The 11815-nt window shown below is 47.5% G+C and carries 10 protein-coding genes and 2 tRNA genes; 6 read left to right on the top strand and 6 right to left on the bottom strand.

From position 1 onward, the window contains the following. Nucleotides 1-89: 89 nt before the first annotated feature. The 6 genes from EL309_RS04975 to EL309_RS04950 form a co-directional block, all read right to left on the bottom strand. Entirely contained in the window at nt 90-1055 is a 966-nt protein-coding gene (locus EL309_RS04975; RefSeq protein WP_004283239.1) for a KpsF/GutQ family sugar-phosphate isomerase, read from the bottom strand. 30 nt (nt 1056-1085) lie between these two features. Next, nucleotides 1086-2282, bottom strand: a complete 1197-nt coding sequence (locus EL309_RS04970) for an HAD-IIIA family hydrolase (RefSeq protein ID WP_004285959.1) — start codon at nt 2280-2282, stop codon at nt 1086-1088. Continuing rightward, nucleotides 2282-3136, bottom strand: a complete 855-nt coding sequence (gene kdsA, locus EL309_RS04965; RefSeq protein WP_036494703.1) for a 3-deoxy-8-phosphooctulonate synthase — start codon at nt 3134-3136, stop codon at nt 2282-2284. Before kdsA ends, EL309_RS04970 begins: the two co-directional genes overlap by 1 nt. 284 nt (nt 3137-3420) lie before the next feature. Then, a tRNA-Ala gene (locus EL309_RS04960) sits at nt 3421-3496 on the bottom strand. An 8-nt stretch (nt 3497-3504) separates the two neighbouring features. Next, nucleotides 3505-3581, bottom strand: a tRNA-Met gene (locus EL309_RS04955). A gap of 95 nt (nt 3582-3676) precedes the next feature. After that, nucleotides 3677-4825, bottom strand: coding sequence for a class I SAM-dependent methyltransferase (locus EL309_RS04950; RefSeq protein ID WP_004283234.1), 1149 nt, complete (start codon nt 4823-4825; stop codon nt 3677-3679). A 354-nt stretch (nt 4826-5179) separates the two neighbouring features. On the opposite strand from EL309_RS04950, the gene mraZ reads away from it, so the two are divergent. From mraZ to EL309_RS04920, 6 genes are all read left to right on the top strand, one after another. Next, nucleotides 5180-5635: a division/cell wall cluster transcriptional repressor MraZ gene (gene mraZ, locus EL309_RS04945; protein ID WP_036494729.1), complete on the top strand. Its 456-nt coding sequence runs from the start codon at nt 5180-5182 to the stop codon at nt 5633-5635. Beyond that, nucleotides 5632-6606 (top strand): 16S rRNA (cytosine(1402)-N(4))-methyltransferase RsmH, encoded by a 975-nt coding sequence (gene rsmH, locus EL309_RS04940; RefSeq protein WP_107726597.1) that lies wholly within the window; start codon nt 5632-5634, stop codon nt 6604-6606. Before mraZ ends, rsmH begins: the two co-directional genes overlap by 4 nt. Beyond that, nucleotides 6603-6866 (top strand): cell division protein FtsL, encoded by a 264-nt coding sequence (gene ftsL / locus EL309_RS04935; protein WP_004283231.1) that lies wholly within the window; start codon nt 6603-6605, stop codon nt 6864-6866. Before rsmH ends, ftsL begins: the two co-directional genes overlap by 4 nt. 38 nt (nt 6867-6904) lie before the next feature. Next, the gene (locus tag EL309_RS04930; protein WP_004283230.1) at nt 6905-8632 is read left to right on the top strand and encodes a peptidoglycan D,D-transpeptidase FtsI family protein; all 1728 of its coding nucleotides are present in this window, start codon (nt 6905-6907) and stop codon (nt 8630-8632) included. 144 nt (nt 8633-8776) lie between these two features. Further along, complete coding sequence (locus EL309_RS04925; protein WP_004283229.1) at nt 8777-10174, top strand: PIG-L deacetylase family protein; 1398 nt, start codon at nt 8777-8779, stop codon at nt 10172-10174. Nucleotides 10175-10250: 76 nt separating this feature from the next. After that, complete coding sequence (locus EL309_RS04920; protein ID WP_004283228.1) at nt 10251-11726, top strand: UDP-N-acetylmuramoyl-L-alanyl-D-glutamate--2,6-diaminopimelate ligase; 1476 nt, start codon at nt 10251-10253, stop codon at nt 11724-11726. Nucleotides 11727-11815 lie beyond the last annotated feature (89 nt).

The raw sequence follows: 11815 nt of genomic DNA, 5'->3' as shown, positions 1-11815 counted from the left end.
TGCAGCAAATAAACTCTGATTCGGTTGCCTTGTATCGTTTTCTATATTGGCGGTGAATGCGGGTTTATTTGCTGTTTTGTTTTAAATTTTCAGACGGCCGGCGGCGCGTCTTTTAAATCGTAAATACATAATATGCCGACAACTTCTTTTTCTGTATTTTGTACAACCAGCGAATTGATTTTCGAGGCACGCATATAGGCTTCGGCTTCGCCAAAGCGGACATCGGGGGCAACCCATTTCGGATTTGGGGTCATGATGTCTTTGGCGCGCAGGGTGGTGAAGTTGTCTTCACGGTCGAAAGCGCGGCGTATGTCGCCGTCGGTAATGATGCCTTGCAGCCGGTTATTTTCCATAACCAGTGCCAGCCCGGATTGGCCGCGGTTGATGCTGTGTACCACGTCTTTAAACAGGTCGTCCGGTGTGCAGGTGGGCAGGTTTTTTTTCTTCATCACGTCTGAAACGCGGGTCAGCAGTTTTCGACCTAAGCTGCCGCCGGGGTGGAAGCGGGCGAAGTCTTCCGGTTTGAAGTTTTTCTGTGAAGATAAAACCATGGCCAAAGCGTCACCCATCACCAATGTGCATGTGGTTGAGGAAGTGGGTGCAAGGTTGTTGCTGCACGCTTCACGGGAAACGTTGATGTCTAAAACGATATCGGCGTTTTCGGCTAAGGTGGAATGCGTGTTGCCGGTCATGGCGATGATTTTGTTTTGTTGGTACTGAAGGAAAGGAAGAATGCGGATAACTTCTTCGGTTTCTCCTGAGTTGGAAATCAGCAGGGTAACATCGACAGGTTTAATCATTCCTAAATCGCCGTGAAAGGCTTCTCCGGGGTGGACGAAAAATGCCGGGGTGCCGGTAGAGGCCATGGTGGCGGCGATTTTCTGTCCGATAATGCCCGATTTGCCCATACCGACAACGATCACGCGTCCTTTCATGCCCATAATGGCTTGAACGGCTTGCTCGAATTGCTCGTTTAAACGGGTTGCCATGGTTTCGATGGCTTCTGCTTCCTGACGCATGGTAGCCAGGGCGTGCTGCAAAATTTCGGATTTCATAAAAACGTATTCCTATGATTGATTTGTAGGTTATTGTTTCGCACCATGCATAATTTTGGCAAAACCTTCTGCTGTTGAAAAGACATCTGCTTTATTTTGTGCGGTTAAAACGGCATCGGCCAATTCGCGCAATGCTCCGTTGCCGCCCGGAGTATTCAGACGGCCTGTTGCTTGGCTTTTGATATATTCCGGCGCGTCGGCGACGGCATAGCTGAATCCGCAGGCGGCAAAAGCGGGCAGGTCGATGGTGTCGTCACCGATGCAGACAGTTTCTTCGGCAGAAACACCGGCTTGCTGCATTAATTCACGGCAAGCAGCGAATTTGTCTTTTACACCGAATTTAAAGAATGAAATACCTAAGTCGCTGACCCGTTTTCGCAGTGTTGCGGAATCGCGACCCGACAAAACGGCAACGCGTATGCCTGACTCTTCAAGCATACGTATGCCCAAACCATCACGGACATGGAAGCGCTTGAGGCACTCTCCCGTTTCATCGTAAATGATGCCGCCGTCTGTCAATACGCCATCTACATCGGTAATGACCAATTTGACGGCGGATAATGGTGAAATGGTACTGCATGGCAAAGGGACTTGCGTTTCAAATGCTTTGATTCGGAATCCTGACGACAAAATAGCAAGAGGAGTTAAGGTGTGCTGCTCGTTATCAGTTTTTGCTAAAGTGCACAGTTGTGAAAAAATGGCATGACGGTAGGCAAAAACATCGATGTGTCGGAGATAGGACTTGTTTTCGTAGTTGATTGTAGACGGAATCGGATAAGGGCTGAAATATAAAGCATGGTTGTTGCAATCCAATGCCACTTTAACGGTATTGGGATTATGGGCGTTGACTTCGGATATCGGTGTACACAATGTGCCTATGCCGGTTTCGGTCGAAGCCGCCATATTGGCAATGAATGTTTCTATGCCGGCCGGCTCGAATGGAAATAGCTTCGGTTCCAGCCGGATATAAATGTCGGCAGGGTATCGATTGTGGATATCGGCATAGACTTTATTGGTTTCGGTTTGAACCAACATTACCGTTTTGCCGAGATTTTCGATTTCGGCAGCAAGGTCGGCGTTATCGGTTATGGTGATAATCGTATTAATGCCTTGGATTTGCGATATCTGTCGGTAAATATCCTGAATGTTGGCCGCATCGGTTATTCCGTTGTGTCTTTCGGGTTCGAAAAACGGAATAATCAGTGTGACTAAAGACGATGTTTGCATTATTCGATATCCAATGCAGGAAAAGATTTTACTAGGTCGTCGACGGCTTTGACGCGCACTAAAAAGTCTTCCAGTTTATCCAAAGGCAAGGCACTCGGCCCGTCGCATTTTGCCTGGTCGGGGTTGGGATGTGATTCTAAAAACAGTCCTGCCAAGCCGGTTGCCATTCCCGCTAAAGCCAAATCCACAACTTGACTGCGGCGTCCTCCGGACGCTGCTGCGCCTGCTTCGCGCTGTTGCAAAGCATGGGTAACATCGAAGATCACCGGCGTATTGCCGCAGGTTTTTTTCATCACGCCGAAGCCGAGCATATCGACAACTAAATTGTCATAACCGAAATTTGCTCCGCGTTCGCATAAAATCAGTTGGCTGTTGCCGGCTTCCTTGAATTTCTCAACGATATTTTTCATCTGTGAAGGGCTGAGAAATTGCGGTTTTTTGACGTTGATAACGCGTCCGGTTTTTGCCATAGCCACTACCAGATCCGTTTGACGGGCAAGGAATGCAGGAAGCTGCAAGATATCGCATACTTCAGCTACCGGCTGGCATTGATAGGGTTCGTGGATATCCGTAATTACTGGAACATCGAATTCTTTTTTTACGGCTGTAAAAATTTCCATGCCTTTATCTAGCCCTACTCCGCGGAAAGAGTGGATGGAGGAACGGTTTGCTTTGTCGAAAGAAGCTTTGAAAACGTAAGGAATGCCGAGTTTTTGTGTTACTTCCACATACTTCTCGCAAGCAAATAATGTGGAGTCTAGGTCTTCGAGAACATTCACGCCGCCAAACAGTGTAAAAGGTAAATGGTTGGCTGTTGAAATTTGATTGCGGTGGAAGGTAACCGTTGTACTCATGGTGCAGTTTTCCTTGATAAAGAAAGTTTAATATTCGGTTTGCAAGATTAAATCTAAATCTGTCTTCTTTCAAGGAGAATCAGGCAAAGAAGAGGTCAGTCGGATTAGGTTGGAAGCGGGAGAAGGTAACTATGGTGTATATTTGAGGCCGTCTGAAATTTCAGACGGCCTCAAAGCTGAAATATAGCTTTCGATGAGATTTAAGATTCTGTTTTTTATCAAGCAGAACTGATTGGAAAGTAAAAATAAAAAGACCCAGAAAAAAATTCTGAGTCTTTTTATCGTGGTGGAGGTAAGCGGGATCGAACCGCTGACCTCTTGCATGCCATGCAAGCGCTCTACCAACTGAGCTATACCCCCGAAGAATTTGGTGGCGAATCAGGGACTCGAACCCCGGACACAAGGATTATGATTCCTCTGCTCTAACCGACTGAGCTAATTCGCCGTTGAATGAAAACGCAATTATACGGAAAAATCCGATTTGGGCAATCATTTTTTTATGATTTTTGCTTTGTCCTTTGATTTTTTAATGAAAAAAAATTAAAGCTTGTGGCAGATGTCGCCATAGGCAAAGCCTTGCCAATCTACATCAATATTTTTTCCGAAAGCTATAACTTTAAATAATTCCCCCATTTCGTGCTGGTTAATGAGCTTTTGGACGGCAGAGGCCGACCGTATGTATTCAGCCGAATCGGGCCGGCCGGTTTGTGTCAGCAAGTCGGCAATACCAAGATTTAACAGAAAATTTGCTTGGGAAGTATAGCCGATTAAATCCAAACCGATATCCGTGCCGGACTGAGCGATATCGGTAAAGTTGACATGGCTGGTTAGGTCGGTCAGGCCGATATTGAAGAAAGGGTCATGTATGCTGTGATGGCGGTAATGTCCGATAAATGTTCCCATGTGGCGTTGGGGATGGTAGTACTGTTGTGCGTCGAAACCGTAGTCAATGAATATCATGGCACCTTGTGCTAATTTTCGGCCTATGGTTTGGATAAAAGCATATTGCGCCGGGTGTAGTTCGCTGGTGTAGCCTTCGAGTGGCGGAATATATTTGGTGGCGAGTGAGAAAAGTGAGGCATCGCTGATTTCACGGGTGGCTTGAGTCAGCCTTTCTGCGGTTTCGGATACGCCGACTTGAAGAAAAGAACCGTTTTGATGGCAAATCAGTTCGCACGGTATCGCATCTAATATTTCATTGCCGATCACAATACCGTTAAAAAAATCCGGAAGAGTGCTCAAATGACGGACTTTGGGCAGTGCCTCCGGAATGTTTTCCAGAAGATGTTGCCGCTGGCGCTCGGCTAATTCTTGGGAAACTTCGATGATGTAGTAGTGGTTAATTTCTTCGCTAAGTTCTTTCAGTATGGTTGCTGCCAGTTCTCCCGTGCCTGCGCCGAATTCATAAATATTGCCGGAAGTCTGCTTTAGCAAGGGTCCGAGTTGGCGGGCAATGGTTTGCCCGAACAATGGGGTAAGTGTGGGGGCTGTAATAAAGTCACCTGAGTTACCGATTTTGTGTGATCCTCCGGTGTAGTAACCGTATCTGGGGGCGTAGAGTGCCAATTCCATGAATCGGGAAAAGGGAATCCAGCCACCGGATTTCTGTATTTCTGTTTTGATTAAAGCTTGCAGGGCTTGGCTGGATGCTTGGGCTTCGGGAGTGGGTTGAGGTAAATCGGTAATCATGAAATTGTTAGGATGTGTAAATTATTAATGAAAGGGGAGTTGTATTATAGCGCCGTTATGTGTTTGGCTGCATTGGATATGCTAAGGCAGTATTTTAAATCAGGTTTTTGTTTTTTATGAATATTTTTTAATTCTTCATGGTTTTTGTCGACGCCGGCTTGCTGTCGTTCGGCTTTTTTGTCGGTTAAATGGTAGTTAAGTGTTTGTCTCTGCTTTGTTTTTTAAGTCATTTGCAATTTGACCGAATGTTGAAAATTCCCTATAGTGTCGATATGTGGGGCAAAGTGGGGTAAAGTGGTGCATTTTGCTGTTTTAGAGATGGAAATCAAATTGAAATAATTTCAGGTGGCTTTCGTGTTTGGTGGCGTTTATGAATTAACTATCGACAGCAAGGGAAGATTGGCTATTCCGGCCAAGTTCCGTGATTTGTTGTCGAAAAAATATACGCCGTCGGTTGTGGTAACCATCGATTCCCGTCAAAGGTTGTTGGTTTATCCTGAGTCGGAGTGGGAACGGGTGGTAGGTCAGTTGTTGGCTTTGAAAGTGGCCGGTAACGCGAAGTTGCAAAGTTATCAAAATCTTCTTTTGCATAATGCGGATACTTTGGATTTGGATGCATCGGGCCGGGTTCTTCTTCCTGCAAACTTGCGCCGCAGAGTGGATTTCGATAAAGAGGTAACGCTGGTTGGCCGTGCCAATAGGATGGAATTGTGGGGGCGGCAACATTGGGAAGATGAAATCAATCGTGCGTTGGATATCGATCCTGATGAATTGGCATTTGAATTAAGTCAGACGGATTTGCAGCTGTGAGTGAAGTGGAAGAATTTAAACATATAACGGTTTTGTTGCATGAAACGGTCGATTCACTCGCAGTAAAAAACGATGGAATTTATGTGGACGGTACGTTCGGCAGGGGAGGGCACTCCAGGCTGTTGTTGTCCAAGCTGGGTAAAAACGGCCGTTTGGTTGTGTTTGACAAAGATCCCCAAGCGATTGCTGTTGCTGAATCTTTGGCGGCCGAGGATGAACGTGTGAGTGTAGTTCATGATGGTTTCGTGAATTTTCAGACGGCCTTGGGCGAATTGGGCATCGATAAGATTGACGGGGCAATGTTTGATTTAGGCATTTCTTCTCCGCAGATTGACGATGGCCGGCGTGGATTCAGTTTTCGCTTTGATGCGCCTTTGGATATGCGCATGGATACAACCAGAGGAGTGTCGGCTGCTGAATGGCTGGCTTCCGCAACCGAGCAGGAAATCCATGAAGTGATTAAAAACTACGGAGAAGAGCGGTTCAGCCGTCAGATTGCCCGGGCGATTGTGGTGCAGCGTGAGGAGGCGCCGATTGATACGACGCGCAAACTTGCCGAGCTTGTGGCAAAAAATGTCCGCACCAGAGAGCGCGGGCAGGATCCGGCAACACGGACATTTCAGGCAATCCGTATTTTTATCAACCGCGAATTGGAAGAGGTGGAGGGTGTCTTGCCCCAAGTGGTAGGCCGTCTGAAATCCGGAGGACGGTTGGCTGTGATTGCTTTTCATTCTTTGGAAGACCGTATTGTGAAGCAGTTTATGAAAAAGCATTCGCAGCATGAAGCGCTTCCAAAATGGGTGGCGGTGAAAGAGGAGGATTTACCTGTCCCGCCTTTGATGTTAATAGGAAAAGCAATTAAGGCGGGAGAAGATGAAGTTCGTGCCAATCCCCGTTCGCGTTCGGCAATTTTGCGGGTGGCGGAGCGTACGGATGGCTGTTTTGAAACAGAAAGGCCGTCTGAAAAATGATCAATAAACTGAATGTTGTTTTGTTGCTGGTGGTTTTTGGTTCGGGTTTGGGCGTAGTAAGTGTGCAAAACCAATCGCGACAATACTATATTGCTTTGGATAAAGCTGAAAAACAGGAAGCGCATTTGGATCAGGAGTACGCCCGTTTAAAGCTGGAACAGGCCAAATTGGCGAGCCACAAACTGATCAAACAGGCTGCGGATCGCCAGAATCTGCATCCGCCGAGTGCTGCAGACACGCAAATAATAGAAGTACGTTAGTTATAAAAATCTAATAATTTAATTCTAGAGAAGTTGCTATGTTAATTGAGAATAAATATAAGCCGAGAATGAAATCGGCAGGAAGGCGGCCTAAACAGCCCGTTAAAACAACCAATACCCGTATTGTGACGGTTTTGGCGTTGATGGGGTTGGCTTTTGCGGGTTTATTGGCGAGAAGTATCTATCTTCATACCGAGCAGCATGCGTTTTTGCAGGAGCAGGGTAAAAAGCGTTTTGTCCGAACCATTGTCCAGCCTGCTTCACGCGGTTCTATTGTTGACCGTAACGGCGCCACTTTGGCATTGAATGCGCCTGCGGAGTCTCTATATGCAGTGCCTTCTGCAATGACGGAGATGCCGTCTGAAGAACAATTGTCAAAGCTTTCCCAATTAACAGGTGTGTCTGTCGAAACGATTGCCAAGCGCTTATCGAAAAAAGACAAAGACTTCATTTATTTGAAGCGCCAGATGGGCAAGCAGGAAGCGGATGAAGTTAAGGCTTTGGGTATCAAAGGTTTGGCATTTCACAGCGAATCCAAGCGTCATTACCCTATGGGTAATCTGTTTTCCCACATTATCGGATTTACCAATATCGACGGTAAAGGTCAGGAAGGTTTGGAGCTGGCTCGTGAGGACGATTTAAGGGGGGAAAATGGTGCCAAAGTCGTATTGCGCGACAATAAAGGCAATATTGTAGACAGCTTGGATTCTCCGCGTAACCGCGAGCCTAAAAACGGTAGGGATATCGTTTTGTCTCTAGATCAACGTATTCAAACTTTGGCTCACGAAGAGTTGAATAAAGCTGTTGCCCATCACAGAGCGAAAGCCGGAAGCGTGGTAGTGTTGGATGCGCAAACCGGGGAAATCCTGGCAATGGTCAACAGTCCGGCTTACGATCCTCATAATCCTGCCCGCGCTTCTGAAGAGTCGCGCCGAAACCGTGCTGTGGTGGATATGATTGAGCCGGGTTCCACCATCAAGCCTTTCCCGATTGCAAAAGCTTTGGATGCAGGCAAAGTTAGTGTAAACAGTTGGTTTAGTACGCAACCTTATAAAATAGGCCCTGCAACAGTGCGCGACACCCACGTTTATCCTTCTTTGGACGTGCGGGGCATTATGCAGAAATCTTCGAATGTCGGCACCAGCAAATTGTCTGCCATGTTCTCTTCACAAGAAATGTATGATTTTTACCGTAGTTTGGGTATAGGTCAGCGTATGCATTCCGGTTTCCCGGGGGAGTCGGCAGGTTTGTTGAGAAAATGGGAGAAATGGCGTCCGATCGAACAGGCGACCATGTCGTTCGGTTATGGCTTGCAGGTAAGTTTGCTGCAATTGGCACGGTCCTATACCGTATTGACCAATGACGGTGAATTGTTGCCGGTAAGCTTTGAAAAACAACAAGTAGCGCCGACCGGCTACCGTGTAATCAAGCCCGAGACGGCTCGTGCAGTCAGAAAAATCATGGTTTCGGTAACTGAAAAAGGCGGTACCGGTACTGCCGGTGCGGTGGAAGGGTTTGATGTTGCGGCGAAAACAGGTACGGCGCGTAAATTGGTTCGCGGACGCTATGCCAGTGACAAACACGTAGCAACATTTATCGGTTTCGCTCCGGCAGAGAAGCCGAGGGTTATTGTAGCGGTAACGGTGGACGAACCTTCTGCTAACGGCTATTACGGCGGCACGGTTGCCGGCCCGGTATTTAAAAATATCATGGCAAGCAGTTTGAATGTATTGGGTGTTGAACCCACTAAGCCGTTAACACCATAAATATAAACATAATTACAATTAAATCAATTATATATATTTGTTAGTTAAATATTAATTTTGGGTAAAAATTAAGCCATTCCGATTTCATATGTTATATGATTTCACGTTTGTATCGTGTATTAATGATTGTGAAATGGAGTGGCGATGGAAGTGCTGCTTTGGTTGTTGGCTTTTGCTTGTATTGCAGTAGCCGGCGGATTGGCTTTCTTCTACTTTTTCTATCCCAGATTGTTTGCTTATGATGTAAGGCGTAACTATAATTTTGAAGTTACGCCTACCTGTTTTGTGGAAGTTTCAGAAGGCCGTCTGATTTTACCCGGCGATATTGAACCCGGTTCGACGGTTTTGTTGGAAGTTAACGTGTATTCCACATTGAAAGGACATTATCGGATGCCTTATGTTTCAATCGAAACATCCGAAGGTGTCCGCAAGCAGTATTTGGAATATGGTGTTAAAGGCTTACGTTATCTGAATTTGAGTCATACTTTCAGTATGACGGGTGAGGAAATCAAGTTGTCGGGTTCGGGCGTGTCGATTCCCAATCAGACCTGCGGTTTAATTGTTTACCCTGCTGAAGATTTAGGTAATAAAAAGGTTCTGATTATTGCGCCGCATCCTGACGATGCAGAAATCGCCGCATATGGTATTTACAGTCAGCAGACCGATAAGGCTTTTGTGGTTACGGTAACGGCGGGTGAAAACGGGGCTTTTTCTTATAGCAACCTTTACAACCCTAATAATCCTGAGGAATTTCATAAGCATTATCTGCAAAAAGGGCGGATACGCGTATGGAACAGTTTAGCTGTTCCGCTGCTCGGCGGCGTGCCGTCTGAACAGATTCTGCAATTGGGCTTTTTTGACAGTACTTTGGAAGCGATGAAGCAGAATCCGGAGCAGAATATTCCTTCGATGAAGTTGGATACTGCGGATATTGAAGTATTCCGTAGCGGTAATACTTCTGAATTTGCCAAGGGTTTGACAGGCGGTTCGAATTGGAACAGTCTGGTTGATAATATGGCTTATATTGTCGACCGTTTCCAGCCGGATATTGTGATAGCGCCTGCTCCCAATATTGATACGCATCCTGATCATCAGTTTTCAACCATTGCCGTGTTGGAAGCCATGAAAAAATTGGATTACCGTAAAGGCTCTCTATTTTTGCATACCGTGCATCATATTTATGATGATTATCCTTTAGGTAAAGTCGGTTCGGTTTTATCTTTGCCGCCTAAATTTGAGCAGCCTTTTTATTTTAAATCGATTTATTCGCATCCGCTTTCGGCTGACGACGTAAAAGATAAATTGTTGGCATTGGATGCGATGAACGATATTCGTCCGAATACGGATGGTTACTCATCATGGCGTGTAATGTTGTTTCGCGGTTTGAACGGTTTGCGTCATGCGGTGTTTAATTTCGAACGGGATCTGATTAATAGGTTTACCCGAAGTAACGAATTGTTTTATGTTGTGCCGGTAAGCGAAATTTACCAAGATGAGATTTACCAAAAAATCACTCATCGGGCGCGGAGTGTTAAGTGGTAAGAAACGGTGTTTGTGGGGATGTTTGTGACGACTTACATGTTCATCGGTATCGTTTCGTCAGTAAAGAGAAAATGACATGTTCAGCAAACAAACACCTTTAGCTGAATCCGAATTGCCACCCCTGCTGCGTGAATATGCAGCAGGGGCGGTATTGCATTCGGATAGTAGAAAAGTGCAGGCAGGCGACATATTTGTTGCTTGCCAGGGAGAGTACACGGATGGCCGGAATTTTATCCCGTCAGCAGTCGCCAACGGTGCGGCTTTTGTTTTTTGGGACGACGACGGCAAATTCGCGTGGAATCCCGAATGGAACGTGCCCAATCAAGGCATTAAAAACCTGAAAACCCGCGCCGGAATCGTAGCTGCCCAAGTGTACGGCAATCTTTCAGACGGCCTCAAAGTTTGGGGCGTAACCGGTACCAACGGGAAAACCTCCGTTACCCAATGGCTGGCACAAGCAGCGGATTTGTTGGACGAAAAATGCGCTATCATCGGCACCGTCGGCAACGGCTTCTGGGGCGCGCTGGAAGAAGCCACCCACACCACGCCCGATCCCGTTTCCGTGCAAACCCTGCTGCACCGGTTCAAACAGCAAGGCGCAAAAGCCGTAGCGATGGAAGTCTCCAGCCACGGCCTCGACCAATTCCGCGTTAACGGCGTGCCTTTTCAGACGGCCGTGTTCACCAACCTCACCCGCGACCATCTCGATTACCACGGCAGCATGGAATCCTACGGCGAAATCAAATCCCGCCTGTTTTACTGGCAAGGTTTGCAACACGCCGTGATTAATGTGGACGACCCGTTCGGCAAAACACTGGCAGGCCGTCTGAAAACAGAACGCCCCGAATTAAACGTGTACGGCTACGGCTTTGCAGAACAGGCCGATATCCGCATCACCCGATTTACCGCCTCTTCAGACGGCATGACCGTGCAGCTCGACACCCCGTGGGGCAGCGGCGAAGTCAAAACCCGCTTGCTCGGCCGCTTCAACGCACAAAACCTTGCCTCGTGCGTCGGCGTATTGTGTTCGGCAGGCTACCCGTTGGCCGAAGTATTGCGCGTGCTTGCCCAAATCCGCCCCGCCACCGGCCGTATGGACTGCATCATGAACACCGGCAAACCGCTGGTCGTCGTCGATTACGCCCACACCCCCGATGCCCTCGAAAAAGCGCTTGCCACCTTGCAGGAAATCAAACCGCAAGACGCAAACCTGTGGTGCGTGTTCGGTTGCGGCGGCAACCGCGACAAAGGCAAACGCCCGCTGATGGGCGCGGCAGCCGTGGCCGGCGCAGATAAAGTCGTCGTAACCAGCGACAACCCGCGCATGGAAGAACCGGCCGACATCATCAACGACATCCTCCCCGCCGTGCCCCAACCCGAACACGTCGAAACAGACCGCCGCTCGGCGATCGAATACGCGGTTAAACACGCCGCCGCCAACGACATCATCCTGATTGCCGGCAAAGGCCACGAAACCTATCAGGACGTGCAGGGTCAGAAACACTATTTTTCCGATTTCGACGAAGCGCAAAAGGCTTTGGCGGGAAGATAGTTTTGGAAAAGCTCACAAAGTTTACTTTCAGACGGCCTCTTCCTAGCTAGCAGGCCGTCTGAATGGCAAGAAAGGATGTTAACCACGTG

The organism is Neisseria weaveri (assembly GCF_900638685.1).
Lineage (GTDB): Bacteria > Pseudomonadota > Gammaproteobacteria > Burkholderiales > Neisseriaceae > Neisseria > Neisseria weaveri.
Note: the sequence above shows the minus strand (reverse complement) of the source record. Positions and strands in the feature narration are given on the sequence as shown.

What these genes read in the sequence shown, in the direction of transcription:
- EL309_RS04975 (WP_004283239.1), bottom strand. Translation starts at nt 1,055, where the DNA reads ATGAAATCCGAAATTTTGCAGCACGCCCTGGCTACCATGCGTCAGGAA.
- EL309_RS04925 (WP_004283229.1), top strand. Translation starts at nt 8,777, where the DNA reads ATGGAAGTGCTGCTTTGGTTGTTGGCTTTTGCTTGTATTGCAGTAGCC.
- EL309_RS04950 (WP_004283234.1), bottom strand. Translation starts at nt 4,825, where the DNA reads ATGATTACCGATTTACCTCAACCCACTCCCGAAGCCCAAGCATCCAGC.
- EL309_RS04930 (WP_004283230.1), top strand. Translation starts at nt 6,905, where the DNA reads ATGTTAATTGAGAATAAATATAAGCCGAGAATGAAATCGGCAGGAAGG.
- EL309_RS04920 (WP_004283228.1), top strand. Translation starts at nt 10,251, where the DNA reads ATGTTCAGCAAACAAACACCTTTAGCTGAATCCGAATTGCCACCCCTG.
- ftsL (WP_004283231.1), top strand. Translation starts at nt 6,603, where the DNA reads ATGATCAATAAACTGAATGTTGTTTTGTTGCTGGTGGTTTTTGGTTCG.
- EL309_RS04970 (WP_004285959.1), bottom strand. Translation starts at nt 2,282, where the DNA reads ATGCAAACATCGTCTTTAGTCACACTGATTATTCCGTTTTTCGAACCC.
- kdsA (WP_036494703.1), bottom strand. Translation starts at nt 3,136, where the DNA reads ATGAGTACAACGGTTACCTTCCACCGCAATCAAATTTCAACAGCCAAC.